Raw genomic sequence first — 25,304 nt, forward strand, 5'->3', positions numbered from 1 at the left:
TCCCTCTCCTCCAGGGCAGCCACTACCCAGCCGCCGCTCAGGCGTTCTTGTTGCCGGGCGTGGCATGTATGCTGGTGATGTTCCGCTTGAAAACCCTTTGCACTTGACCTTTCTACGCGCTGACATGGCGGCGGGCCGCATCAAAGCGATCGAGATCGGCGATGCTCAGGATATGCCGAGCGTCGTGGCGGTGCATACCGGTGCCGATGTCGCGGGGCTCGGTCGGCTTGCGGTGAACGAAGTGATTCCGCTTGTATGTGAAACGCCTTATCCGGTGCTGGCTTCGGAAGTGATTCAGGCGGTGGGACAACCCGTCGCCGCCGTGCTGGCCGACACGCGACATGCAGCGCAGGATGCCGCCGAGGCAATCTGGCTTGATGTCGACGAGGCCGCGCTGCCTCCGCCCGAGGAGGTGGCGGCGCAAAGCTGGACCGCCGGGGACGTGCCCGCGCGGCTTGCGGCTGCCGATGTGATCGTTGAGACCTGTGTGCAGCACGCCCGGCTGGCCCCAACACCAATGGAGCCCCGCGCGATCGCCGTACGATATGATCCCGAGAGCGAGGGCGTAACCATCTGGACGTCGAGTCAGACACCGCACCGGGCGCGCACTCAGCTTGCGCGTATCCTCGAAGTGGATGAAGCGCGGTTGCATGTAATCGCGCCGGATACGGGCGGCGCGTTCGGTATGAAGGCGTCGCTTTACCCCGAGGAAGTGTTCGCGGTGTGGGCGGCACTTCGTCATCGCAGGTCAGTCAAGTGGACGGCCACCCGTTCAGATGAATTTCTATCGGCCACCCAAGGCCGCGGAGCCCGGTGTCAGGGGCGACTTTCGCTAACCGAAGATGGACGTTTCACGGCGCTTGAGGCCAGTGTCGAGGCCCCGGTGGGACGATGGCTTCCGAATAGCGCGTTAGTGCCCGCTTGGAATGCAGCACGGGTCTTGCCCGGTGCTTATGAGGTGACCGATGTTGCGCTGAAAACACGTGCCATGGCCTGCAATCTCGCTCCGGTCGGTATCTATCGCGGTGCGGGCCGCCCCGAGGCGAATTGTCTGATGGAGCGGCTTGTGGACAAGGCGGCACGAGCCACAGGCATCGACCCCATCGAAATTCGCAAGCGAAACCTTTTACCGCCGGGCGAGCTGCCACATGAGACGGCGACAGGTAATCTATTGGACTCAGGTGACTATGCCGGGGCGCTTGATCGGCTATGTGCCATTGCGGGCTATGACCAAGCGTTGGTCCGCCGGGATGTCGCGCGGTCCGAGGGCCGGTTGTCAGGTGTTGGGATCGCCTTTTACGTCGAGCCTTCCGGCGAAGGCTGGGAAAGCGCGCGCGTGACTTGGCATGACGAAAACCATGTCGAAGTGGCCAGCGGAAGCTCTAGCCAAGGACAGGCGCGCGACGTGACACTGGCACAGATCGCGGCGGCGGCGCTGGAGGTGCCGCTTGAGGCGATCGATGTGCGATATGGCGACACGGCCACCTGTCCCGAAGGTATCGGCGCTGTCGCCAGCCGTTCAACCGCCATCGGCGGCAGCGCGGTGCATGAGGCGTGCAGCACGCTCCGGGCGCGCAAACAGGCAGGCGAGGCGCTCCCTCTTGTCGTCGAGACGCGCTATGAGACGAAGGGGCAGGCATGGGGTTATGGCTGTTACATGATCGAGGTCGAGATTGATCGCGACACCGGTCAGCTTGCCATCGGGCGGGCGGTGTGTGTCGATGATGCGGGCCGGGTCATAAATCCCGCGCAAGTGCGGGGGCAAATCCTTGGCGGGTTCGCGCAGGGGCTTGGCGAAGCGATGATGGAGCAGGTGGCCTACGATGAGGATGGACAACTTCTGACCGGGTCGTTCATGGATTACGCCATGCCGCGTGCGGATGATATGCCGCCACTTGTCATCGACAAGACCGAGACGCCAAGCCCGCTCAACAGTCTCGGCGCGAAAGGGGTGGGAGAGGCGGGCACCATCGGTGCCCCTGCCGCGATTTTGAATGCCGCAGTCGACGCGCTGACGCCGCTCGGGATTACCGACATTGACATGCCGCTGACACCGGGGAAGCTCTGGCAGGCGATCATCGCGGCCGAGGGAAAGGACGTACCATGAATTACTCGAAACTCGACGCCAAGGATTACGCGCGTGAGCACATGCGCGGCATTTGGGCCGCGGCGCTCAACCCGTTTCGCGAAGATGGAGCCTTTGACGAGGAGGGGCTGCGCCATAATATCCGGCACTGGGTGGATGATCTCGACATTCAGGGCCTCTTTATCGCGGGCAAGCAGGGCGAGTTCTTTTCCATGTCGGTGGAAGAACGGAAGCGCAATTTCGAAATCGCGGTCGAAGAATGTGACGGCAGGGCGGGAACGATCATGTCCGCTTCGGATCAGAATTTCGACACCGTGCTCGACTTGGCGCGACATGCACAGGATTGCGGCGCGGATTATATCGTTGTCCATGCGCCAATGCTGCATTTCGTGACGGATCAGGACGAGACGGTTTATAACTATTACAAGGCTATCTGTGATGCCGTGGACATTGGCATTGCGATGTGGAGCCATCCTGACAGCGGCTATCTCATGAGTCCCGAGCTTTGCGCGCGGGTGGCCGAACTGCCCAATATCGTGGCGATCAAATACTCCGTCCCGCGTGAGATGTACGTGCAACTCACCCATATGGTCGGGGACAAGATACAGGTTTCAACCGCCTCCGAAGCCGAGTGGCTCGACAATATCGAGGAGTTGGGTTGGAAGCTCTATCTCTGCTCGTCGCCGCCCTATCAGATTCAGACCAGGAACGATCAACGGATGAATGAATATACCCGTCTGGCCTTCGAGGGAAAGTTCGCCGAGGCACGCCATGTCCGCGACAGCCTTGACCCGGTGCGCGAGGCTATCAGGACCACCAAGCCGGGTGGCAAGCCGCAGGCACATGGCAAATACTGGCAGGAGCTTTTGGGGCAGGTGGGTGGCACCGTGCGCCCGCCGCTTCTGCAACTGACCGAGGACGAAAAGAAGCGCACCCGCGCGGCATTCGAAAGTTGTGGACTGAAGCTGTGATCCGGTCCGAAGGATCCGGTTCAGAACCTTGGGGCGGTCGGTATCTCCCGATGTGACCGGCTTGGGGACATCGCATTGAAACCCCGAATCGCAGTGCCATGAGCAATGCAGCAGCCGTTGTGCTCGCCTCAGGCAATCAAAAAGTTGCAGTCGATACAGGGCGTTTCAAGTCATGCGAAGGCGGTTGATTTGCTCAATGCCAAGACTGAGAAGATGCTGGCTTGGCCCCCAATGTTAACCTTGTAGGGGTCAACGGCGCTAGCTCTCTTCAGCGCCTACGGCTTGTTTGCGCTCTTTCCTGTTGGGTCTGGAAACCCTGACTTGATAAATAGCTTCAAAAAAAGGATAATATTGATCGACTTTGGTATATGATCCGAAGGCTTTTTTATGGTTTTCACATTTCACATGTTTGCCTTAGGTGCTGGCCAGAAAGTAATTCGCAGTTCGCAATCAGTGACACCCGTTTTTTCCGGTTCCCGCATTTTAGGTGAGCCAGACGGTGAGAAATTGGGTCAACCTGAAAAGGCCTTTGTTTTCCATGTTTGAAAGATTCACCATCAAGCTTCTGCAAATGGAGCGGCGAAGTAAGCGTATCGTGCAATTGCTTGCCGACGCATTCATTGTTCTTGTCAGTTTTGCCGCGGCGATGGTGCTCAGGCTTGAAAGCGTGGCCCCGCTCGCACAAGCGGGCGTGTGGGTGGCCTTTGGAATTACCCTTCCGATCAGCCTGCTGATTTTTATGCGCCTGGGATTCTACCGTGCCGTGATCCGGTACATCACCGTGCGCGCGATGCAGATCATCCTACTGGGCGTATTCATCTCGGCGCTGACCCTCTTGGGTGTTTCGCAGCTTTTCGACTTTCCCATCCCGCGCTCGGTACCGGTGATCTACGGGCTGCTCGCGATGTGCCTGTTGGGTGGCGTGCGTATGGCCATGCGGCGGATTTTCGGGCGCAGTTCACGCCATTCGCGCGCCAAGGTGCTTATCTACGGTGCTGGCGCTTCGGGGCGTCAGCTTCTGAGCTCCCTGCAACAAAGCGACGAATGCAATCCCATCGCCTTCGTGGACGACGCGGTCGAGCTTCAGGGCAACGACGTTGGCGGCCTTCGGGTCCATGGGCCCGAGGCAATGGAGTCACTGGTAAGATTGCGTGGAATTGAACTGGTGCTTTTGGCGACGCCAAGCGCGACAAGAGCCCAACGCAAGAAAATCGTGGATCGGCTCGATATGTTGCCGGTGCGCTTTCAGACGATCCCGGGCATGGCCGACCTGGTCTCGGGGCGTGCAAGGGTCAGTGAACTGCGCGACGTCACAGTCGAGGATCTGCTTGGGCGTGATCCGGTCCCTCCGCGATCGGACCTTATGGCAACGAACATCACAGACAAGGTCGTGATGGTCACCGGCGCGGGCGGATCGATCGGAAGCGAGCTTTGCCGTCAGATTGTCCAAAACGCTCCTCGAACCCTTTTGCTTTGGGAACAGTCGGAGCTGGCGTTGTACTCTCTGGATATGGAACTTCGCGAACTGATCGTGGCAGAAGGGCTGGATGTAAAACTCGTTCCGTTGATTGGCTCGGTTCAGAATTCGGGGCGTTTCAGAACCTCGTTGCAGCGTTTCGGTGTGCAAACGATCTATCATGCGGCGGCCTACAAGCATGTGCCCATGGTCGAACACAATGTGGTCGAGGGGCTTCGCAACAACGTCTTCGGCACCAAGACGGTTGTGGACGAGGCGATTGCGGCCGGTGTCGAGGCGTTTATCCTGGTTTCCACCGACAAGGCAGTGCGCCCGACAAACATCATGGGCGCGTCTAAACGGCTGGCCGAACTGGTCTGTCAATCCGCAGCCGAGCGCAACACCGGAACTGTTTTTTCCATGGTGCGCTTCGGCAATGTTCTGGGATCATCGGGGTCTGTTATTCCAAGGTTCCGCGCGCAGGTCGAGGCGGGAGGGCCGGTGACCGTTACGCATCCCGAGATCACACGCTATTTCATGACCATTCCCGAGGCGGCTCAGCTTGTGATTCAGGCTGGGGCCATGGCCGAAGGCGGGGACGTCTTCGTGCTGGACATGGGGGAACCCATTTGCATCGTCGACCTTGCCGAGCGGATCGTGAGGCTTAGTGGGCTCACGCCATATCGCACGGACATTCCGAGCGAGGATGGCCAAGCGGCCACCGGTGATATCGAGATTAGATTCACCGGTCTGAGGCCGGGTGAGAAGCTTTACGAGGAATTGCTGATCGGAGCCGAATCCGGCCCAACCCAGCATCCCCGTATCATGACTGCCAAGGAAAACAGCCTTCGTCCGCCCGCCTTGGAAGAGCTGCTCGACAACATTCTCGCCGCCTGCAAGGTGCAGGATATCGCGCGCCTGCGCATGCTGATCTGTAATGCGCCCACGGGGTACCACCCAGATAGCGAAATCGCTGATTTGTTGTGGGACGAAGGACGAGCAGCGGTAGACGTGCAGTTGAAAGCCGGAGAATGACTCTGACCGCTGAGTTTTGCGGTCTTGCCGTTCTACGCAGCATGTGTCGAAGCCGCATAATCACGCGCCAGCGCCGTTGCCCCCTCCGTGCGAATGTGTCAAACTAAACGGATCGAATTCCGAACCGATGAGCTTTGACAATGACCGACTACGGCGCGCGGCGCACGATGATGGTGGATACACAGATCCGCCCCTCGGATGTTACCAAGTTTCCTATCATTGACGCGATGCTGTCGGTCCCACGTGAGGCCTATGTGCCTGCGTCGCTCCGTGAGGCGGCATACATGGGCGAAAATGTCTCGCTCCGCGGCGACCGCGTGCTGCTCGAGCCGCGGACTTTGGCCAAGATGCTGGATGCTCTCGACGTCGGTAGTGACGATCTGGTTCTCGATATCGGATGCGGGCTTGGATACTCTTCGGCGGTCATCGCGCAGTTGGCCGAAGCCGTGATCGCGGTCGAAGAGGATGAGGAAATGGCCGGTGAGGCACATACAGTTCTCATGGAGCATGGTGTCGATAACGTCGTGCTTTACCCCGGTCCTCTGGCCGAAGGTGCGGCTGAACACGGCCCCTATGATGTCATCATGATTCAGGGTGCGGTTTCCCATCTTCCCGAGGCACTGCTTGATCAACTTAAGGAAGGCGGACGTATCGCCTGTCTCTTTGCGGAGGGGGTGCTTGGTGTGGTGCGGATTGGTTATAAGATCGATGGGCGCATGACATGGCGCGATTCGTTCAACGCGGGCGCGCCGGTTTTGCCGGGCTTTGAAAAGAGCGTGGCGTTTACTCTGTGATGCCGGGTGCGGCAGAGAGGCAGGCACGATATGCTTAGGCTAATAAAGGGAATGGCACGCCGTAGCGGATGGACCTGCGGAGTCATCCTGTCGGCGGCGTTTGCCCTTTCTGCCCCAAGCGACGCCAAGGCCGAAACCCTGGCAGACGCCCTTGTCGCGGCTTACAAACATTCGGGCCTTCTTGATCAGAACCGCGCGCTTCTGCGGGCTGCTGATGAGGATGTCGCGCAGACCGTGGCTGGCCTACGCCCGATCGTGAACTGGACGGCGGATGTAACGCGCACCTTCTCGGAAGGGCGGGGCGCCAATGTTGGCGGCGTGGCACGGTCAAGCGGCGACACCGATGCCAATCTTGGCATCTCGGCTGAACTTTTGCTCTACGATGGCGGGCGCACCAGGTTTCAGATCGAGGCGGCCAAGGAAACTGTGCTTGCCACGCGTCAGACGCTGATCGGGATCGAACAGCAGGTTTTGTTCCGCGCGGTGCAGGCCTTCATGAACGTGAACCGCAACTACGAACTTGTCTCGCTGCGGGAGAATAACCTGCGCCTCATCAACGAGGAACTGCGCGCCGCGCGTGAGCGGTTCGAAGTGGGCGAGGTCACTCGCACTGACGTGGCACAGGCCGAGGCCCGGCGCGCGGAATCCGTAAGCCAGCTTGCCGTGGCGCGTGGTGATCTTGCACAGGCACTTGAGGAATACACCGCCGCGATTGGATACCGCCCCAATCGCCTGACGTCTGCCGGCCCGGTGCCCAATATCGAACGGTCTGCCGACTCGGCCAAGGCCGTGGCTATTCGCCGTCACCCGGACATCCGAAAGGCGCAGCATGACATTGCCGCGGCTGACCTGAACGTCATGGCTGCCGAAGCGGCGATGAATCCCCGTCTGTCCCTGAATGGCAGTTTGGGGTTGAACGAGGAATTCAATTCCGATGCCTATGGCCAGACCGGAAGCATCGGCCTGCAACTGAGTGGTCCTATTTATCAGGGGGGACGCCTGAGCGCGGCGGTCCGTCGCAGTATCGCTCAGCGCGATGCCCTGCGTAGCGCCTTGCACGTGACCCGTCATGCGGTGCGGGCCAATGTCGGCAATTCCTATGCCGTGTTGCGGGCCGCCCGTGCGCAGGTCGAAGCGAGTCGGGCGCGCGTGCGCGCGGCGCGTGTCGCCTTCCGCGGTGTGCAGGAGGAGGCGAAGGTCGGGTCGCGCACGACACTTGATGTCCTCAATGCCGAACAGGAGCTTCTGGACGCGCAGGCCACCCTTATTTCTGGACAGGCTGACGTGTATATCGCGGCCTATGCTGTCTTGTCGTCGATGGGTCAGTTGACAGCGAGCGCCCTCAATCTCGGAGTTCAGACCTATGATCCTTCGGCCTATTACAACCTGGTCAAGGACGCGCCCACAGTCACCAGCAAACAGGGTAAAAAGCTGGATCGTGTGCTCAAGGCACTGGGTAAAGAGTAAAACTCCGCCTATCTGTTGTGCGAACGGCCCGCCAAAGGTAAACTGGGGTGAGGCAAGAGTGGTATAAAAAATGTCAGATCCCGTGACCAATGTGGAAATCGAGGACGTTCTGTCTTCTATCCGACGACTCGTTTCCAATGAAGAAAAGCACCCCCCGACGCGGCATGACCCTGTGCAGCAGGGCGGCGATGACGCGCAAAATGCGGACGAATCGCCAGTGGATGGGGATCGGCTTGTCCTGACGCCATCGCTCCGGGTGGACAACTCCAAGGTCCCCGAACCCGACATTCAAGACCCGGACGAGCCGGACGAAGAGCGTGATCTTGCCAATGACCGCTCCACCGGGTCGGACGAGGCCGACGCCGCCGACGAAGGTCAAGCGAGCGATGTGAGGGATGCCGAGGAGGAGACACCCTCCGATGACGCGGACACGCCTGAGGCTGCTCGGACCGAGACCGGCCCGACCGAAGAGACACAGGCCACGCCAGAACCCGAGGGCGAATCCGAGGCTGCGCTAAAGGCGAGGGTCGCGGCAATGGAGGCCGTCGTGGCCAGCCGCGATGAACAGTGGGAGCCTGATGGCACAACTGATGACGCCTATTCCGGCAGCGCCGGAGAGCCCCTTCCTTGGGAAGATTTCGATCCGGACGAGGCCGAGGCGAAGGGGACTTCGGATACCGAGGAGAAACCCGATTTTGGCCATGCGGACAGTGGCGAGATGTGGGATAGCGCGGATGTTCCGGAACACGAACCCATGGCCGATCCCGCGCCGATGGGCGACGCGGATGATCTGGGTCTGAAGGAAGAGGGCAACGCCGATCTTTCCGAGGAAACCCCGCCTGAAGATATTCTTGACGAGGATGCGTTGCGTGATCTCGTGGCTGATATCGTGCGTGAGGAGCTTCAGGGCGCGCTGGGTGAGCGGATCACGCGTAACGTCCGCAAGCTGGTGCGGCGCGAAGTCCATCGTGCTCTTGCCATTCAAGACCTCGAATAGATCATCAGGCGCGAGGCTCTTCGGCGAGACGTAGCAGACGATCCAGATCCATGTGCGTCTCAAGATGCGCGGCCAGCGCGTCAAGCGTTTCCTCAACCCCGTCTTCAAATTGCAAGTCGGACGCGCCGCCGCGTCCGGCCAGATAAGCGGCGCGGAAATCGTCAGACGCGAACAGCCCATGCAGATAACAGCCCCGCACCCGTCCCGTGGCGTTGGCCGCGCCTTCATATCTGCCATCAATGTCAAGCCATGCGCGCGCACAATCGGGGCCGGTTGTCTGACCCAGATGTATTTCATAGCCGTTCACCTGTGTATCCGTGATCCGGCACCGCGCACGCGTTTGAGCGAGCCGTTTTTCCGGGCGCATCACCGTCGAGATGTCGAGATGCCCCAAGCCCGCAACAGGGCCTGCCGGACCTTCGATCCCGTCCGGGTCGTCAATCCACTGGCCAAGCATTTGATAACCACCGCACAGGCCCATGACATGCTCGCCGCGCCGGATATGGGCCGTCAGGTCAATATCCCAGCCTTCGGCACGCAAAAGGGCGAGATCGGCAATCGTCGATTTGCTGCCGGGAAGAAGCACCAGATTGGCGTCGCCGGGCAAGGGGCGCCCCCGGTCAATGATGTCGAGGCTGACACCGGGTTCAGCCGCCAATGGGTCGAGATCATCGAAATTCGCGATCCGCCCAAGGCGCGGCACTGCGACCTTGAACGCGCCGCCCTGACGTGATCCGAGGTCGAGCGCATCTTCGGCCGGCAGTTTCCACGCGGCGTCAAACCAAGGTATCAGACCAAGCGAGGGCCAGCCTGTCATCGTTTCGATCGCGGTAAGCCCCTCGTCAAAGAGGCTGGGGTCGCCCCGAAACTTGTTGATGGCGAATGCGCGGATATGAACTGCATCCTCGGGAGGCAGCACCGCCTTGGTGCCCACGATCTGCGCGATCACACCACCACGGTCGATGTCGCCAACGAGGATCACAGGCACGCCCGCCGCCTCTGCGAAGCCCATATTCGCGATGTCGCCCTTGCGAAGATTGATTTCGGCCGGGCTTCCCGCGCCTTCGATCAGAACGAGGTCGGCATCCGAGCATAGACGCCCGAAACTCTCCATCACCGGGGCAATCAGCCGGGGCTTTTCCTGTCCGAAATCGCCGGCTCGCAAAGTGCCCACGCGCTGCCCTTGAACGATCACCTGCGCGCCTGTCTCACTCTCGGGTTTGAGCAGGACGGGGTTCATGTCGGAATGAAGCGGACGACCTGAGGCGCGCGCCTGAAGCGCCTGCGCGCGCCCAATTTCACCCCCGTCCACCGTCACGGCGGCGTTGTTGGACATGTTCTGTGGTTTGAACGGCACCACCGAAAGCCCACGGCGCAAGTAAGCCCGCGCCAGACCAGCCACAAGCATGGACTTCCCGACATTGGAGCCGGCGCCCTGAATCATGATTGCCCGCGCCATGGCATTGCCTCATGCTGTTCCTGCGGCTCGTGATAGAGGCGCGTCACCCGCGAGAAAAGCCATGAACACCCCGGCCCATGTGATTTTCGCTTTTGCTGCCTTTGCCCGACCCGGCGACAAGTGGCGAAATGTGGCGGCGGTTGCTGGCGGTCTCGCACCTGACCTGTCGCTTTATCTTCTGGTCGGGGTCTCGCTCTATGTGCTGGGTTTTGGGGCCGAGCAGGTCTTCCGCGACTTCTATTACTCGAATGCGTGGCAGGCCATTTTCGCGGTGGATAACTCGTTCGTGGTGTGGGGTGCGGGGCTGGCCATCTGTTTCTGGCGGGGGTGGGGCAATGGCGTGATTCTTACATTGTCGGCGCTTTTGCACCTCGTGTTCGATTTCGCGCTGCACCATGATGACGCGCGACGCCATTTCTGGCCCGTCTCGGACTGGATTTTCGTCAGTCCCGTCAGCTATTGGGATCACGCGCATTATGGGGACATCATAGGCCCGATCGAAATCGCGGTTTCGTTGCTTTTGTGTGTCGTGCTGGCGGTGCGGTTCGGCGGGCGTGGGGCGCGGGCCGGCATCGCCGTTCTGGCTTTGGCGCAACTGTCGCCGTTGATCATCTGGGCGGCGATGTTCTAAAGCCCATGCAAAAGAAAAACCCCCGCCGGGCGCGCCAGCGGAGGATTTTCAAACAACATGCCGATCCTATGCCGGTCGGGTCAGGCGGCTTCGGCCTGAGCAGCGGCGGCATGGCGGCGCTCACTCTCTTCGCGTGAGAGCGCGACCGAGGTGCGCACACCTTTCGACACGAATTCCATCAGGCCGGAGACCACGCGTTCGTTCGGGTCGATTCCGGCACAGCTGAGCACTTCGCGGCCATCGCGCGAACGCGCCCAACGGGCGATCTGTTCAGGACCATTGCCATATTTCTTATCGTCAGAGATGGCATCGTCCAAAGCGGCCAGTACGACAGCCGCAAAAAGTTTGCGTGCGCGGTTGCCTTGCTCATTGTTGAAAGCGGCACCGTCAACGAAATCCGTCATGGTTCGTCCTTATTGTTATTGCTCTTGCGTTTCTGGGTTGGTGATGGTTATGACGAAGTTTGGTCGATTCGGATAGGCCATATATGCATAGCTATCATGCATTTTATGCATATCTTTCTGCAGTTGCAGCACGACATTTCGTCTACTTGCTCCCAGAGGTGCATCAAGATATAGACCGCGCCAGACTTCGATCAAGCTTTCGCCAAGGTTTTGCCACAATGCCCAAGATCAATGGAAACGAAATTCGCCCCGGTAATGTGCTCGAGCATAACGGGGGACTCTGGTCCGCCGTAAAGGTCGATCACGTCAAGCCCGGCAAGGGCGGCGCCTTTGCTCAGGTCGAGCTTCGCAACCTGCGAAACGGCTCCAAACTGAACGAACGGTTCCGCAGCGCCGACAAGGTCGAGCGCGTGCGCCTTGAGCAGAAGGATCAGCAGTTTCTCTATGAAAGCGACGGGATGCTCGTGTTCATGGATGCCGAAACCTATGAACAGATCGAACTGCCCGCCGAAATTCTGGGCGAGCGCCGCCCGTTTCTTCAGGACGGGATGACGATCACCGTGGAATTCTATGAGAGCGAGGCGCTAAGCGCATCACTGCCGCAGAAGGTGACCTGCACCATCGCCGAGACCGAGCCGGTGGTGAAAGGTCAGACCGCCGCCAATAGCTTCAAGCCGGCAACGCTCGAAAATGGCATCAAGATCATGGTGCCGCCTTTCGTGGGTCAGGATGAAGATGTCGTGGTGAACACCGAAACCATGGAATACGCCGAGCGCGCCTGACGCTTGCGGTCGGGCGCAACGACCGTGATGGCGCTTATTCAGCCATTCGCAACGTTGCGTCACCCGCTGCCATGTCTCCCTTGGCCCGGTCGAACCTGAGATAGGCAATCGCCTGATCGCCTGCTTGGGTGTATAGCGTGCCCGCGGCCTTCTCGCCTGCGGTGATCGGTGTGCCCACGGGTGCGCTGCCGTCGATTTCCACTGTGGCCAGCCCTTTGCGCAGTTCGGTTTTGTGCTTCATGCGCGCGGCTATCTCCTGTCCGACATAACACCCTTTGCGAAAGTCCACGCCGTTCAGCCGTTCAAAACCAGCCTCGAGGATGAACGTATCGGGGGTGAGTTCGATGCCGGTTTCGGGGATGCAATGGGCCACGCGAATGCTTTCCCAATCGCTACCGTCATCGCCCTCTTCGCTTCCATAAAGGCGCCAGCCGAGCGCCAGATGACGCGGATCGTCCAGAGCGCCTTTGGGTGGCTCACCGGTGCCGCGACGGACCTTCACATCGGTTTCGGTCAGGGTCACGTCAGCGCGCAGCTTGTACATGCTCAGCCGCTGCATGAGCGATAGAGCGAGGCCTTCTTCCACGTCGAGCCATATCGCATCATCCGCGGCAACCAGAAAGAAATCAGCGATGTATTTGCCCTGCGGTGTCAAGAGCGCGGCATAGACGAGCCCCTCGCTCAGCTTTTGGATGTCATTGGTCACCAGACCCTGAAGAAAGTCCTTCGCTTCGGGCCCTGTGACTTCAATAATACGACGCGCCATGCTCTCTCCCCTTGCTGCCTTATGTGGCGTATAAAGCGTTTCGTCAAAAACCTGAATCAGGAAACTGGAAACGCTTCATTGCGCGATATGGGCGCTTTGCGGGCCTTGTGAAAGCCCCGGCACCGTTTTCCCGAGGTTTCACGAGACACAGGATAAAGCGCGAGAAGGGCAAGTAAATGCGGGCAGAGCTATCGGTGATTATCCCCACGCGGGACGCGGGTGCGGTGCTGCCCGCCTGCCTTGCGACGCTTTTCGAGGGTGTTGAAACCGGTTTGATCCGTGAGCTGATTATTTCGGACGGCGGTTCTGGCGATGGCACCAGCGACATCGCCGAGGAGGCGGGTGCGCGGCTGATCACAGGCCCCCCCTCACGAGGTGGACAGTTGCGGCGCGGGGCCGATGCCGCGTCGGGGGCTTGGCTTCTTTTCCTTCACGCGGATACGCGGCTTTCGCCCGGATGGACCGAGGTCGTGCGCGCGCAGATGGCCGATAGCAGGCCGGCTTGGTTCCGCCTGTGCTTTGACGACGGGTCATTGCCGGCTCGGTTGGTGGCAGGCTGGGCCAACCTGCGGGCGCGGGTTCTGGCGCTGCCATATGGCGATCAGGGTCTTTTGATTGCGCGATCGGAATACGATGCGGTGGGCGGCTATCCTGACATCCCCTTGATGGAAGATGTCGCGATGGCCCGGAGGCTGGGGCGCCGAATGCGGGGCATGCCTGCGACGGCGCTGACCTCGGCAGAACGCTATCGGCGTGATGGGTGGCTTCGCAGGGGCGCGCGCAACCTGACGCTGCTCGCACGTTACTTCGCCGGGGCCGACCCCAATGACCTGCACCGAGGATACTGAACGACGCCGCTTTGTCGTCCGGTGGGTTATGGCACCGCGCCTTCGCCTGTAGTCTTGCGCCCGATACCCCCGATTGGGGGAGTGCCGGGTGCGATCAGGCCGAGGGGCGGTTCCTCATATGAAAAAGCCCCGAACCTTTCGATTCGGGGCCTTTCGATTCACTCAGGTCGAGATCACTCGTTGTCGAGCTCTTCGACGGCTTTCTGAAGCTCGTCTTTCGACACTTCCTTTTCCGTCACCTCGGCGCGTTCCAGAACATAGTCCACGACCTTCTCTTCGAAGATCGGCGCGCGCATCTGCTGTTGCATTTGCGGGTTCTGCTGCACGAACTCAAAGAATTGCCGTTCCTGACCGGGATACTGACGGGCCTCATTCATGATGGCCTGCGTCATCTCGGCGTCGGAAACCTCGATCTCGGCCTGACGGCCAAGCTCGGCCAGAAGAAGCCCGAGGCGAACCCGGCGCTTGGCCAGTTTCTCGTGTTCTTCGGTGGGCTCGACCTCGGGATGGTCATGACCCTGAACATCCGGGTTTTCATCGTGCCAGAGCTGATGCGCGATCTGCTTGGCCTCGGCTTCGACCATCGAGGGGGGCAGGTCAAAGCTGACCATGTCGTCCATCTTGTCGAGAAGCTCACGTTTGACCACCGCGCGGGCGGCGCCCACATACTCGGCCTCGAGACGTTCACGCACCTGACCCTTGAGATCATCCAGCGACTCGGCCCCGAACTTCTGGGCCAGATCGTCATTGATTTCGGCGGCCTTGGGGGCCTTCACGGCCTTGATTGTGCATTTGAAGGTGGCATCCTTGCCGGCCAGATGCTCGGCTTGGTAATCCTCGGGAAAGGAGACCGTGACGTCTTTTTCTTCGCCTTCCTTAACGCCGACAAGCTGTTCTTCGAAACCGGGAATGAAGCTGTTGGAGCCCAAGGTAAGGGGGTAATCCTCGGCTGCACCGCCTTCGAATTCTTCACCATCAACCGATCCGACAAAGTCGATCACGACTTGATCACCATCCTGGGCCTCGGATCCTTTTTCGCGATCTTCGAAATCCTGCGAAGACTCGGCGAGGTTTTCGAGCGCCTCATCGACATCCTTGTCTTCGGCTTTGACGACCATCCGCTCAAGCTTGAGAGACTTGAGGTCGGGCTCGGGAATATCCGGAAGCTTCTCGTAGGACATTTCCACATGGACGTCCTCGCCCTCGCTCCAGTCCTCATTCTTCATCTTGACGGCGGGTTCCGCCGCGGGCCGGTCGCCTGACTGCTCGAAGTGCTGGGACATCGCGCCGTCGACGGCTTCCTGCATGGCCTCGCCCAGCACGCGCTGACCGAATTGCTTTTTCAGAAGCGGAAGCGGCACCTTGCCCTTGCGAAAGCCCTTCATTTCGATTTCTGGCTGGGCTTCTTTCAGCTTCTCGGTGACCTTGTCATCCAGTTCCTTGGCCGTAAGCACCATGTCATAGCTGCGCTTCAGCCCTTCGTTCTGTGTTTCGGTGACCTGCATTGTTCGTCCTTATCCATTGCATTCGGGCCACGGAGGCGTCCGCGGCGGTCAAAATCAGAGGCCCTTCTATGGGTGAGGCGGCATCTGCGCAAGCAGAGTCTTGGCGCAGTGGTGCCCTATGACAGCTTCGCGCGGATGTGATCCAGTCCCACCAGCGCCAACCCCGCCGCCAAACCCCAGAACGCCGCGCCGACGCCGAGTAGTGAAAGGCCGGAGGCTGTCACCACGAAGGTGACGGCGGCGGGGGCGACATGCGTGCCGGATGCGAGCGCAGCGCCGAGCGATCCCATGAACGGACCAAGAAGCGCGGTGCCGGCCACCACCGCGATCAAGGCGGGCGGGAAAGTGGTGAACAGCAGCACAAGCGACATCGCCACAAGCGCAATCGCCCCATAGCCAAGTGCATAGACCGGCCCGGTGAACCAGCGCTTTTCAGGGTCCGGGTGGGCGTCGGGGCCGGTGCAGATCGAGGCTGTGATCGCCGCGAGATTTGTCGGATGCGCCCCGAAAACCGCACTGCCGAGTGAAGCCAGCCCCGTTACCGTCAGGATTGAACCGCCCGGCACCGGGTAGCCATCGGCGCGCAGCACGGCAAAGCCCGGCAGGTTTTGCGAGGCCATCGTCACAAGATAGAGCGGCACCGCCACACCAAGCACCGTGCCTGTGTCGAGTTGCGGCATAACAAGGTCGAAGGGTGGCAGACCGCCCTCCCAACGTGGCGCCGCCAGACCCAGCACCATCGACAGGGCGGCACCGGCCAGCAACACTGCGATGACCGCCCAGCTACGAGAGAAAAGCCGCAGCACGAAGAAAAGCGCCAGAAGCGGCAGCACGAGCATCTCGGCACCCGGAATGGCGCGGAACGTGCCCGCCACAAACGAAAAGAGAACCCCCGCCAGCATGGCCGAGGCCACCTCGGACGGGATCCGCGCGATGAGCCGCTCAAGCGCGGGAATGAGGCCCGTAGCAATGAGCATCAGCGCGCACACGATGAACGCGCCCGTGGCATAGGGCATGGTGATGCCGCTTGTCCCGGCCAGAAGCGCGGCCCCCGGGGTGGACCATGCGGTGATGATCGGTAGGCGATGCCGCACCGACAGGATCGCACTTGTCCCCATCATTGAAAGGCACAGAACGCTGATCCATGTCGCCTTCTGCCCTTCGGTGGCCCCGACCGCGTCGGCGCCCGCGAGCACGATGGCCACCGAGCCGCCAAAGCCCACGAGAACGGCAATCAAAGCCGACAGGATGACTGACATGCGCAAACCGAGATTCCTCCCGACGCGATACCTGCACGGATGGCGCGCAGGCGCAATGCCGGACCGGACATCGAAATGCCCGTGTCGGGAGATATCTGATGGTGATAATGGGGAAGATGGTGCCCAGGAGAGGACTCGAACCTCCACGTCCATACGGACACTAGCACCTGAAGCTAGCGCGTCTACCAATTCCGCCACCTGGGCAGGTGTCGTGAGCCGTGCGTTTAGACGGGTGCGCGATGCGTGTCAACGGAGATTCAACTTGACCCCCGCGATTGCATATCGGCTTGTCCCGACGGTCGCTTGCGGTTAGGAAAAGAAGGCGGGATTACAGCATGCCGGAGGGCCCTTATGTCGAAAATTGCCACAGTTTACGGCGGATCGGGTTTTGTCGGTCGGTATATCGTGCGCCGCCTTGCCAATCTGGGCTGGCGCGTCCGGGTCGCGGTCCGAAGGCCGAACGAGGCGATGCATGTCACCCCATATGGCGTGGTTGGTCAGATCGCCCCGGTTCTTTGCAACATCCGCAACGATGACAGCGTGCGCGCGGCTCTGCACGGTGTTGACGTCGTGATAAACTGCGTCGGCACTTTTGACGCCGGTGGCAAGAACAATTTCGAGGCGGTGCAGGACAAGGGCGCCGAACGTGTGGCCCGGCTCGCCGCCGAAGAGGGTGTCGCCAACATGGTCCAGATTTCGGCCATCGGCGCCGACAAGGAATCGGACAGCATTTATGCGCAAACCAAGGCGCAGGGCGAAGAAGCTGTGCTGGAGCATTTCCCGAACGCGGTGATCCTGCGCCCGTCGGTGATTTTCGGACCTGAGGACGAATTCTTCAACCGTTTCGCCGGAATGGCCCGCATGTCGCCCATCCTGCCCTTGGTTGGCGCGGATACCAAATTTCAGCCCGTTTACGTGGACGATGTGGCCGCCGCGGCCGTCGCCGGGGCCACCGGTAATGCAGCGCCGGGCATTTACGAGCTTGGCGGGCCGGACGTGAACACGTTCCGCGATTTGATGAAATACATGCTTGAAGTGATCCGCCGTCGCCGGATGCTCGTGAACATGCCGTTCTTTGTGGCCCGCCCGATGGCGACACTGATCTGGTTGGGTAATTTTCTGACACTTGGCCTTGCGCCGATGCCCATCACCCGCGATCAGGTGGCAAGCTTGCAATACGACAACGTGGTAAGCGAGGGCGCACGCGGCTTTGACGATCTGGGTATCGAGCCCAAGTCAATGAAAGCGATCCTGCCAGATTATCTCTGGCGGTTCCGGTCTTCGGGTCAGTATGCCGCGATCAAGGAAAGCGCCAGAAACCTGCGCGCCTGACAAACAGGGCTTATCCATGACAGACACGACGTTGGTTGCGGCCTTGCTCGGGCTGATCGAGGGCCTGACCGAGTTTATTCCCGTGTCTTCCACAGGTCATCTGCTTTTGTCATCGCATTTCATCGGCTTCGAGAGCCCGGCCCACACGTTCGAGGTGGTGATTCAGCTTGGGGCTGTTCTGGCCATTCTGTCGGTTTATTCCGCGAAGCTGTGGCAGGTGGCACGCGACATGCCGCACGACCCCGCAGCGCGGCGTTTCGTGCTGAGCATTCTGGTGGCGTTTTTTCCGGCGCTCGTGATCGGGGTTCTGGCGCACGGGTTCATCAAGACGGTCCTTTTCGAAACCCCGTCGCTGATTGCCGTGATGCTGATCCTCGGGGGTATTGTTCTTCTGTTCGTGGACCGATTTGCCCCTGAGCCGCAGCATGATGATGCGACGCGCCTGCCTTTGCATGTGGCTTTGATCGTTGGATTTTTTCAATGTCTCGCAATGATCCCGGGGACGAGTCGGTCGGGGGCGACGATCGTGGGCGCACTGCTCATGGGGGTGAACAAGCGTGCGGCGGCGGAGTTTTCCTTCTTTCTTTCGATGCCCACGATGGCCGGTGCGTTTGCCTATGATCTTTGGAAAAATCGCGACGTCCTCGACTTGAGTGCGATGGGCGATATCGTGGTGGGCTTCATCGTTGCCTTCATCAGCGCGGTGTTCGTGGTCAAGTGGCTTCTGGATTTCGTGAGTCGGCATGGCTACGCGCTTTTCGGGTGGTGGCGAATCGCGGTTGGAAGCATCGCCTTGATGGCGCTTTGGATGTCTGCTTGACAGGTAGGTAATAACTACTTACCTAAAAAGTGTGGTCAGGCGTCTCGTCGCACAAGAAAAATCCAAAAATAGATCATATATGTCAGTATAGCTGACTTTTAATCCTGTTTGCGTCTCTTTAAACGATGTTAGTCGGGATCATTTTGCAGAGGTAGTGCCGTGGCCAAGCAACCCATGATGAAATTCGTGTCCGTTGGACGTGTCATGCCTGACAAGCGTGACGCCAGTCTGCGCAACAAGGATTTTCATGAGATATATGCCGAGTACGCGCATGAGAAAGCGCGTGAGCAGGCGGGACGGTGTAGCCAGTGCGGTGTGCCATATTGCCAGAGCCATTGTCCGCTCCATAACAACATCCCCGACTGGCTCAGGCTGACGGCCGAGGGGCGGTTGCGCGAAGCCTATGAACTGAGCCAGCAGACGAACACGTTCCCTGAAATCTGTGGCCGCATCTGTCCGCAGGACCGCCTGTGCGAGGGCAACTGCGTGATCGAGAAATCGGGGCACGGGACAGTCACCATCGGCGCGGTCGAGAAATATATCACCGATACCGCGTGGGAAGAAGGCTGGGTCGATGTGCCCACCCCCACAGAGGAACGCCCCGAGAGCGTGGCCGTCATCGGTGGCGGGCCCGGTGGCCTTGCCGCCGCTGACATGCTGCGCCGCGCGGGCGTTCAGGTGACGGTTTATGACCGCTATGATCGGGCCGGTGGGCTGATGACGTATGGCATTCCGGGCTTCAAACTTGAGAAGCCGGTGGTCATGCGCCGGGCGGAACAGCTTGAGAAAGGCGGTGTTGAATTCGTGCTTAATTGCAACGTTGGCGAAGACCTGAGTTTCTCGGCGATCCGGGGCAAGCATGACGCGGTTCTGATCGCCACCGGGGTCTATAAATCAAGGGATCTGGGCGGTCCCGGTGCGGGCGCGCAGGGTATCGTGCGGGCCATTGATTACCTCACCGCGAGCAACCGGATTTCCTTTGGCGACGAGGTTCCGGAGTTCGACAGTGGTGAGTTGAACGCCAGCGGCAAGCGCGTGGTGGTGATCGGCGGGGGCGATACAGCGATGGACTGTGTGCGCACCGCCGTGCGGCAGGGTGCGGAAAGCGTGAAATGCCTTTACCGCCGGGACCGGGCCAACATGCCGGGAAGTCAGCGAGAGGTCGCAAATGCCGAGGAAGAGGGCGTTGTGTTCGAATGGCTGAGCGCGCCCAAGGGGTTCACGGGCGACAGCGTAAGCGCGGTGAAGGTGCAACAGATGCGCCTTGGGGCGCCGGATGCGACCGGCCGTCAGACCCCCGAAGAGATCGAGGGCGCCGTGATTGATGAGCCGGCCGACCTTGTCATCAAGGCGCTGGGATTCGAGGCCGAAGACCTGCCCGCGCTTTGGGATGAGCCCGGGCTCGAGGTGACGCGTTGGGGCACGGTGAAGGCCGAGTTCGAGACTGGCCGCACGTCGCTGCCGAGCGTCTATGCGGTGGGCGATATCGTGCGCGGAGCGAGCCTTGTCGTCTGGGCAATCCGTGACGGGCGCGACGCGGCGGCGGCCATTCTGGCGGACCTTGGAGCCGCGCAGGCGATGGCGGCGGAATGAGTGTTCCAAAGACCGATCGGAGCGTCGGCATTCACGTCGGTATCACGTCGGTGCGGTGCACCGATATGGCGAACGAATAGGGCAGTGACGCTGACCTTATAGAGTAAAAGAGCGAGGCGGAGATGAAGGGACGATGCCTGTGTGGCGCGGTGAGCATCACGGTCGCGGATAAGCACGAGCACGAGATCGGTGCATGCCACTGCCGCATGTGCCAGCTTTGGACCGGCGGCGTTTTCGTCTGTTTCCGGGCTGATGCGCCGTCGGTGCAGGTTACAGGCAAGGTCGCGCGCCATGCGTCCTCGGGCTTTGCCGAGCGTGCGTTTTGCCCCGTCTGCGGATCGCATCTGTGGATGCGTGACACGGACCGCGACGGAGCGCCCTTTGACCTGATGCCGGGGTTGTTCGAGGCCGCGCGCGACTGGCCGCTCCGTTCTGAAATCTACAGTGACCGGGCGATGGCCTCGGTCCGGCTTGAGGGGACGCATACGCGCACCCCGCGCCATGAATTTGAAGCAGACAACGCTCATGTCGAAGGAGACATGCCATGACCAAATATGATGCCAACTGGGCCGCCGCCGAAGACGCCAAACGTCAGTGGCTTTCCGATAACGGTATGTATTCGGAAGCGGACGAGCATTCGTCATGCGGTGTGGGCCTCGTGGTGAGCGTGAATGGCAAGGCAAGCCGCAAGGTGGTGCAGGCCGGTATCGACGCGCTCAAGGCGATCTGGCACCGGGGCGCCGTGGATGCCGATGGCATGACCGGCGACGGCGCGGGCATCCATGTGCAGATCCCGGTCTCGTTCTTCTATGATCAGATCCGCCGCACCGGCCACGAACCCCGGCAGGATCAGCTTGTCGCTGTGGGACAGGTCTTTCTTCCGCGCACCGATTTCGGAGCGCAGGAAGTATGCCGGACCATCGTGGAGGCCGAAGTCCTGCGGATGGGACACACGATCTATGGTTGGCGGCATGTGCCAGTGGACATCACATGTCTGGGCGAGAAGGCCAATGCGACACGCCCCGAGATCGAGCAAATCCTGATTTCGAATGCCAAAGGGATCGAGCACGAGGATTTCGAGCGCGAGCTTTATGTTATCCGTCGCCGTATCGAGAAGGCCGTGAACACGGCGGGCATTCGTGATTTTTATATCGCGTCGCTGTCGTGCCGGTCGATCATCTACAAGGGGATGATGCTAGCCGAGCAGGTGGCCGTTTTCTATCCCGATCTGATGGACCCGCAGTTCAAGAGCGCCTTCGCGATCTATCATCAGCGCTATAGCACCAACACCTTTCCACAATGGTGGCTGGCGCAACCGTTTCGGATGCTGGCGCATAACGGGGAGGTGAACACGCTCAAGGGTAACATCAACTGGATGAAAAGCCACGAAATCCGCATGGCATCCGGCGCCTTCGGTGACATGGCCGACGATATCAAACCGATCATTCCCGGCGGCTCGAGCGACAGCGCAGCACTCGATTCGGTGTTCGAGGTTCTGGTGCGGGCGGGGCGGAGCGCGCCCATGGCCAAGACGATGCTGGTGCCCGAGTCTTGGTCCAAGCAGGCGCAGGAACTGCCGGAGGCGTGGCGTGACATGTACTCCTACTGCAATTCGGTGATGGAGCCTTGGGACGGGCCGGCGGCGCTGGCGATGACCGACGGGCGCTGGGTTTGTGCCGGACTTGACCGGAACGGTCTGCGCCCGATGCGCTATGTGGTGACGGGCGACGGGCTCGTGATCGCGGGGTCCGAGGCGGGCATGGTCCCCATCGACGAGGGATCGGTGCGCGAGAAGGGCGCACTTGGTCCCGGTCAGATGCTGGCGGTGGACATGGCGGAGGGTAAGCTTTTCCATGATCGCGAGATCAAGGACAAGCTTTCGGCCGCGTTGCCATTCGGAGAGTGGGTGAGCCGTATAAACGAGCTGGATCAGACGCTGAACGGTATAACCGAGACGGCGATCTTCGAAGGCGGTGAACTTCGCAAGCGGCAGATCGCGGCGGGCTACAGCATCGAGGAACTGGAGCAGATCCTCGCGCCCATGGCCGAGGACGGCAAGGAAGCGATCGCCTCGATGGGCGACGACACACCGAGCGCGGTCCTGAGCAAGAAATACCGCCCGCTAAGCCATTTCTTCCGGCAGAACTTCAGCCAGGTCACCAACCCGCCGATCGATTCCTTACGCGAATACAGGGTGATGAGTCTCAAGACACGGTTCGGCAACCTGAAGAACGTACTCGACGAGGATAGCAGCCAGACCGAGATCATCGTGCTGGACAGCCCCTTTGTGGGCAACGCGCAGTTCGAAGAGATTCTGCGGGAATTCAACGCCGAAGTGTGCGAGATAGATTGCACCTTCGAGCAGGGCGCAGGCGCGTTGCAGCGCGGGCTGGAGCGTATTCGGGCCGAGGCCGAGGACGCGGTGCGCAGCGGCTCGGGCCATCTTGTCCTCACTGATCAGGGCGCGGGCGAGGGCCGGGTGAGCATGCCGATGATCCTTGCCACCAGCGCGGTTCACAGCCATCTGACGCGCAAGGGATTGCGCACCTTCTGTTCGCTCAACGTGCGGTCTGCGGAATGTATCGACGCACATTATTTCGCGGTTCTGATCGGCTGTGGCGCGACCACGGTCAATGCCTACCTTGCTGAAGACAGCATTGCGGACCGTATTTCACGCGGCCTGATTGACGGAAGCCTGACTGAGGCGGTCTCGCGGTATCGCTCGGCCATTGATCAGGGCCTGCTCAAGATCATGTCCAAGATGGGTATCTCGGTCATCTCGTCCTATCGCGGTGGGGTCAACTTCGAGGCCGTGGGCCTGAGCCGGGCGATGTGCGCGGAATATTTCCCCGGCCTCGTCAGCCGCATCAGTGGCATTGGCGTCAGCGGCATTCAGGCCAAGCTTGAGGAAATTCACGCACAGGCGTTCCGGGGGCAGGACGTGCTTCCCATCGGCGGCTTCTACAAGGCGCGCAAATCGGGCGAAAGCCATGCTTGGGGCGCCCAGAACATGCACCTGCTGCAAACAGCCTGTGACCGGGCGAGCTATGAACTGTGGAAGCGGTATTCAGCGGCGATGCAGGCCAACCCGCCGATCCACTTGCGCGATCTTCTTGCGATCAAACCGATGGGCGAGGCGGTTCCCATCGAAGAGGTCGAGAGCGTGACCGCGATCCGCAAACGGTTCGTCACACCGGGCATGAGCCTTGGCGCGCTGAGCCCCGAGGCACACAAGACGCTCAACATCGCGATGAACCGCATCGGTGCCAAATCCGACAGCGGCGAAGGCGGCGAGGATCCGGCGCATTTCGTGCCCGACGAGAATGGCGACAACCCGTCGGCCAAGATCAAGCAGGTTGCGAGCGGCCGGTTCGGCGTGACGGCCGAGTATCTCAACCAGTGCGAGGAACTGGAAATCAAGGTGGCCCAAGGGGCAAAGCCGGGCGAGGGCGGACAGCTACCGGGGATGAAGGTCACGGACCTCATCGCGCGGCTCCGGCATTCGACCAAGGGTGTCACCCTGATCAGCCCGCCGCCGCATCACGACATCTATAGCATCGAGGATCTGGCCCAGCTTATCTATGATCTCAAACAGATCAATCCGCGCTGCAAGGTGACGGTCAAGCTCGTGGCGCAATCAGGGGTCGGCACGATCGCCGCCGGCGTGGCCAAGGCCAAGGCCGACGTGATCCTGATTTCGGGCCACAATGGCGGCACTGGGGCGAGCCCCGCCACCTCGATCAAGTATGCGGGCCTGCCATGGGAAATGGGCCTGACCGAGGCGCATCAGGTTCTGGCCATGAACAACCTGCGCACACGCGTCACCCTGCGCACGGATGGCGGGCTGCGCACCGGGCGCGATATCGTCATGGCGGCGATGATGGGCGCCGAGGAATACGGCATCGGCACCGCCGCGCTGATCGCGATGGGCTGTATCATGGTGCGGCAATGCCAATCGAACACCTGTCCCGTGGGTGTCTGCACGCAGGACGAGAGCCTGCGGGCGAAGTTCACGGGCAATGCCGACAAGGTCGTGAACCTCATCACTTTCTATGCGCAGGAAGTGCGCGAGGTTCTGGCCAGCATCGGGGCCCGTAGCCTTGACGATGTGATCGGGCGGGCCGACCTGCTGACGCAGGTGAGCCGTGGTTCGGCGCATCTCGATGATCTCGATCTCAACCCGATGCTGATCACCGTCGACGGAAGCGCGGGCCTCGCGCTTGACCGGACACGCGGGCGCACCGAGGTGCCCGATACGCTGGATGCCGAGATTGTCCGCGATGCGGCACGGTTCCTGAACGAGGGCGAGAAGATGCAGCTTCACTACGCGGTGCAGAACACGCACCGAACAGTGGGCACCCGTGTGAGCAGCCATATCGTGCGGAATTTCGGCATGCGCAACCGGCTGCAACCCAATCACCTGACGGTCAAGCTTACGGGGAGCGCGGGGCAATCTCTGGGTGCTTTCGCCGCGCCGGGGCTCAAGATCGAAGTGTCGGGCGATGCGAATGACTATGTCGGCAAGGGTCTGTCGGGGGGCACCATTGTCGTGCGCCCGCCGATGGCCAGCCCGCTTGAGGCATCCGAGAACACGATCATCGGGAACACGGTGCTTTATGGTGCGACCGATGGATATTTGTTTGCCGCCGGGCGTGCGGGCGAACGGTTCGCGGTGCGCAATTCGGGGGCCAAGGTGGTGATCGAGGGGTGTGGCACGAATGGGTGTGAATACATGACCGGCGGCACGGCCGTGATCCTTGGCCGTATCGGCGCGAATTTCGGCGCAGGCATGACCGGGGGGATGGCCTTTCTCCATGATCCGCAAGGCAAGGCCGAGACATTGATGAACCTCGAAACACTGGTGACATGCCGGGTCACCGAAGGCCATTGGATGTCCGAGCTTGAGGAGTTGATCGAGCGGCATGCGGCCGAGACCGGAAGTCAGAAGGCGCAGTCCATTTTGCAGCACTGGGACACGGAAAAGCACAATTTCCTTCAGGTCGTGCCGAAAGAGATGCTCGACAAGCTGGAGCATCCCGTGACGATCGAGGAGGCCGCGGTTCCCGCCGAGTGATATGCGGCGGGAACGGGCCGGCCAT

General features: G+C 60.7%; 19 protein-coding genes and 1 tRNA gene. 14 read left to right on the forward strand and 6 right to left on the reverse strand.

Annotated elements, in window-relative coordinates; translation table 11 throughout:
* Positions 1–64: 64 nt before the first annotated feature.
* The 6 genes from V8359_RS09115 to V8359_RS09140 all read left to right on the forward strand — a co-directional run bounded on the left by V8359_RS09115 (position 65) and on the right by V8359_RS09140 (position 8,806).
* Positions 65–2,107: a xanthine dehydrogenase family protein molybdopterin-binding subunit gene (locus V8359_RS09115; RefSeq protein ID WP_336428442.1), complete on the forward strand. Its 2,043-nt coding sequence runs from the start codon at positions 65–67 to the stop codon at positions 2,105–2,107.
* Complete coding sequence (locus V8359_RS09120) at positions 2,104–3,057, forward strand: dihydrodipicolinate synthase family protein (protein WP_336428443.1); 954 nt, start codon at positions 2,104–2,106, stop codon at positions 3,055–3,057. The genes V8359_RS09115 and V8359_RS09120 overlap by 4 nt, the downstream gene beginning before the upstream one ends.
* Before the next feature lie 538 nt (positions 3,058–3,595).
* On the forward strand, positions 3,596–5,548 hold the full coding sequence (locus V8359_RS09125; RefSeq protein WP_336428444.1) for a nucleoside-diphosphate sugar epimerase/dehydratase: 1,953 nt from the start codon (positions 3,596–3,598) through the stop codon (positions 5,546–5,548).
* A 140-nt stretch (positions 5,549–5,688) separates the two neighbouring features.
* The gene (locus V8359_RS09130) at positions 5,689–6,342 is read left to right on the forward strand and encodes a protein-L-isoaspartate O-methyltransferase family protein (RefSeq protein ID WP_336428445.1); all 654 of its coding nucleotides are present in this window, start codon (positions 5,689–5,691) and stop codon (positions 6,340–6,342) included.
* A 51-nt stretch (positions 6,343–6,393) separates the two neighbouring features.
* Positions 6,394–7,809: a TolC family outer membrane protein gene (locus V8359_RS09135; protein WP_336428446.1), complete on the forward strand. Its 1,416-nt coding sequence runs from the start codon at positions 6,394–6,396 to the stop codon at positions 7,807–7,809.
* A gap of 70 nt (positions 7,810–7,879) precedes the next feature.
* Positions 7,880–8,806: a hypothetical protein gene (locus V8359_RS09140; protein ID WP_336428447.1), complete on the forward strand. Its 927-nt coding sequence runs from the start codon at positions 7,880–7,882 to the stop codon at positions 8,804–8,806.
* Positions 8,807–8,810: 4 nt separating this feature from the next.
* On the opposite strand, the gene V8359_RS09145 is transcribed toward V8359_RS09140, so the two are convergent.
* Positions 8,811–10,265: a cobyric acid synthase gene (locus V8359_RS09145; RefSeq protein ID WP_336428448.1), complete on the reverse strand. Its 1,455-nt coding sequence runs from the start codon at positions 10,263–10,265 to the stop codon at positions 8,811–8,813.
* Positions 10,266–10,326: 61 nt separating this feature from the next.
* Here V8359_RS09145 and V8359_RS09150 point away from each other — a divergent pair, with 61 nt between their 5' ends.
* Positions 10,327–10,896, forward strand: a complete 570-nt coding sequence (locus V8359_RS09150; protein WP_336428449.1) for a cobalamin biosynthesis protein CobQ — start codon at positions 10,327–10,329, stop codon at positions 10,894–10,896.
* 80 nt (positions 10,897–10,976) lie between these two features.
* Here the strand turns inward: V8359_RS09150 and V8359_RS09155 are convergent, their stop codons facing one another.
* Positions 10,977–11,300, reverse strand: coding sequence for a DUF6280 family protein (locus V8359_RS09155; RefSeq protein WP_336428450.1), 324 nt, complete (start codon positions 11,298–11,300; stop codon positions 10,977–10,979).
* A 218-nt stretch (positions 11,301–11,518) separates the two neighbouring features.
* On the opposite strand from V8359_RS09155, the gene efp reads away from it, so the two are divergent.
* A complete protein-coding gene (efp, locus tag V8359_RS09160) occupies positions 11,519–12,082 on the forward strand; it encodes an elongation factor P (RefSeq protein ID WP_336428451.1) in 564 nt (187 codons plus the stop codon).
* 34 nt (positions 12,083–12,116) lie between these two features.
* On the opposite strand, the gene ygfZ is transcribed toward efp, so the two are convergent.
* Positions 12,117–12,848 carry a CAF17-like 4Fe-4S cluster assembly/insertion protein YgfZ gene (gene ygfZ, locus V8359_RS09165; protein WP_336428452.1) on the reverse strand — a complete coding sequence of 244 codons (732 nt, stop codon included), beginning with the start codon at positions 12,846–12,848 and terminating at the stop codon, positions 12,117–12,119.
* Positions 12,849–13,024: 176 nt separating this feature from the next.
* Between ygfZ and V8359_RS09170 the strand changes: the two genes are divergently transcribed.
* The gene (locus V8359_RS09170; RefSeq protein ID WP_336428453.1) at positions 13,025–13,696 is read left to right on the forward strand and encodes a TIGR04283 family arsenosugar biosynthesis glycosyltransferase; all 672 of its coding nucleotides are present in this window, start codon (positions 13,025–13,027) and stop codon (positions 13,694–13,696) included.
* Between the two features lie 173 nt (positions 13,697–13,869).
* Here V8359_RS09170 and tig read toward each other — a convergent pair whose 3' ends face one another.
* The 3 genes from tig to V8359_RS09185 form a co-directional block, all read right to left on the reverse strand.
* Complete coding sequence (gene tig, locus V8359_RS09175) at positions 13,870–15,201, reverse strand: trigger factor (RefSeq protein WP_336428454.1); 1,332 nt, start codon at positions 15,199–15,201, stop codon at positions 13,870–13,872.
* A 116-nt stretch (positions 15,202–15,317) separates the two neighbouring features.
* Positions 15,318–16,460, reverse strand: coding sequence for a benzoate/H(+) symporter BenE family transporter (locus V8359_RS09180; RefSeq protein ID WP_336428622.1), 1,143 nt, complete (start codon positions 16,458–16,460; stop codon positions 15,318–15,320).
* A gap of 117 nt (positions 16,461–16,577) precedes the next feature.
* Positions 16,578–16,664: transfer RNA gene (locus V8359_RS09185), tRNA-Leu, on the reverse strand.
* A 147-nt stretch (positions 16,665–16,811) separates the two neighbouring features.
* On the opposite strand from V8359_RS09185, the gene V8359_RS09190 reads away from it, so the two are divergent.
* From V8359_RS09190 to gltB, 5 genes are all read left to right on the forward strand, one after another.
* The gene (locus V8359_RS09190) at positions 16,812–17,792 is read left to right on the forward strand and encodes a complex I NDUFA9 subunit family protein (protein ID WP_336428455.1); all 981 of its coding nucleotides are present in this window, start codon (positions 16,812–16,814) and stop codon (positions 17,790–17,792) included.
* 16 nt (positions 17,793–17,808) lie between these two features.
* Positions 17,809–18,612 carry an undecaprenyl-diphosphate phosphatase gene (locus V8359_RS09195; RefSeq protein ID WP_336428456.1) on the forward strand — a complete coding sequence of 268 codons (804 nt, stop codon included), beginning with the start codon at positions 17,809–17,811 and terminating at the stop codon, positions 18,610–18,612.
* Between the two features lie 159 nt (positions 18,613–18,771).
* Complete coding sequence (locus V8359_RS09200; protein WP_336428457.1) at positions 18,772–20,205, forward strand: NAD(P)-dependent oxidoreductase; 1,434 nt, start codon at positions 18,772–18,774, stop codon at positions 20,203–20,205.
* 122 nt (positions 20,206–20,327) lie between these two features.
* Entirely contained in the window at positions 20,328–20,753 is a 426-nt protein-coding gene (locus tag V8359_RS09205) for a GFA family protein (protein WP_336428458.1), read from the forward strand.
* Positions 20,750–25,279, forward strand: coding sequence for a glutamate synthase large subunit (gltB, locus tag V8359_RS09210; RefSeq protein WP_336428459.1), 4,530 nt, complete (start codon positions 20,750–20,752; stop codon positions 25,277–25,279). Before V8359_RS09205 ends, gltB begins: the two co-directional genes overlap by 4 nt.
* The last annotated feature ends 25 nt before the right edge of the window (positions 25,280–25,304 follow it).

Source organism: Roseovarius sp. E0-M6 (genome assembly GCF_037083845.1).
Classification (GTDB): Bacteria; Pseudomonadota; Alphaproteobacteria; order Rhodobacterales; family Rhodobacteraceae; genus Roseovarius.

What these genes read in the sequence shown, in the direction of transcription:
- gltB (WP_336428459.1), top strand. Translation starts at nt 20,750, where the DNA reads ATGACCAAATATGATGCCAACTGGGCCGCCGCCGAAGACGCCAAACGT.
- ygfZ (WP_336428452.1), bottom strand. Translation starts at nt 12,848, where the DNA reads ATGGCGCGTCGTATTATTGAAGTCACAGGGCCCGAAGCGAAGGACTTT.
- V8359_RS09170 (WP_336428453.1), top strand. Translation starts at nt 13,025, where the DNA reads ATGCGGGCAGAGCTATCGGTGATTATCCCCACGCGGGACGCGGGTGCG.
- V8359_RS09115 (WP_336428442.1), top strand. Translation starts at nt 65, where the DNA reads ATGTATGCTGGTGATGTTCCGCTTGAAAACCCTTTGCACTTGACCTTT.
- V8359_RS09190 (WP_336428455.1), top strand. Translation starts at nt 16,812, where the DNA reads ATGTCGAAAATTGCCACAGTTTACGGCGGATCGGGTTTTGTCGGTCGG.
- V8359_RS09205 (WP_336428458.1), top strand. Translation starts at nt 20,328, where the DNA reads ATGAAGGGACGATGCCTGTGTGGCGCGGTGAGCATCACGGTCGCGGAT.
- V8359_RS09145 (WP_336428448.1), bottom strand. Translation starts at nt 10,265, where the DNA reads ATGGCGCGGGCAATCATGATTCAGGGCGCCGGCTCCAATGTCGGGAAG.
- V8359_RS09140 (WP_336428447.1), top strand. Translation starts at nt 7,880, where the DNA reads ATGTCAGATCCCGTGACCAATGTGGAAATCGAGGACGTTCTGTCTTCT.
- efp (WP_336428451.1), top strand. Translation starts at nt 11,519, where the DNA reads ATGCCCAAGATCAATGGAAACGAAATTCGCCCCGGTAATGTGCTCGAG.
- V8359_RS09120 (WP_336428443.1), top strand. Translation starts at nt 2,104, where the DNA reads ATGAATTACTCGAAACTCGACGCCAAGGATTACGCGCGTGAGCACATG.
- V8359_RS09125 (WP_336428444.1), top strand. Translation starts at nt 3,596, where the DNA reads ATGTTTGAAAGATTCACCATCAAGCTTCTGCAAATGGAGCGGCGAAGT.
- V8359_RS09155 (WP_336428450.1), bottom strand. Translation starts at nt 11,300, where the DNA reads ATGACGGATTTCGTTGACGGTGCCGCTTTCAACAATGAGCAAGGCAAC.
- V8359_RS09130 (WP_336428445.1), top strand. Translation starts at nt 5,689, where the DNA reads ATGACCGACTACGGCGCGCGGCGCACGATGATGGTGGATACACAGATC.
- V8359_RS09180 (WP_336428622.1), bottom strand. Translation starts at nt 16,460, where the DNA reads ATGTCAGTCATCCTGTCGGCTTTGATTGCCGTTCTCGTGGGCTTTGGC.
- tig (WP_336428454.1), bottom strand. Translation starts at nt 15,201, where the DNA reads ATGCAGGTCACCGAAACACAGAACGAAGGGCTGAAGCGCAGCTATGAC.
- V8359_RS09150 (WP_336428449.1), top strand. Translation starts at nt 10,327, where the DNA reads ATGAACACCCCGGCCCATGTGATTTTCGCTTTTGCTGCCTTTGCCCGA.
- V8359_RS09135 (WP_336428446.1), top strand. Translation starts at nt 6,394, where the DNA reads ATGGCACGCCGTAGCGGATGGACCTGCGGAGTCATCCTGTCGGCGGCG.
- V8359_RS09195 (WP_336428456.1), top strand. Translation starts at nt 17,809, where the DNA reads ATGACAGACACGACGTTGGTTGCGGCCTTGCTCGGGCTGATCGAGGGC.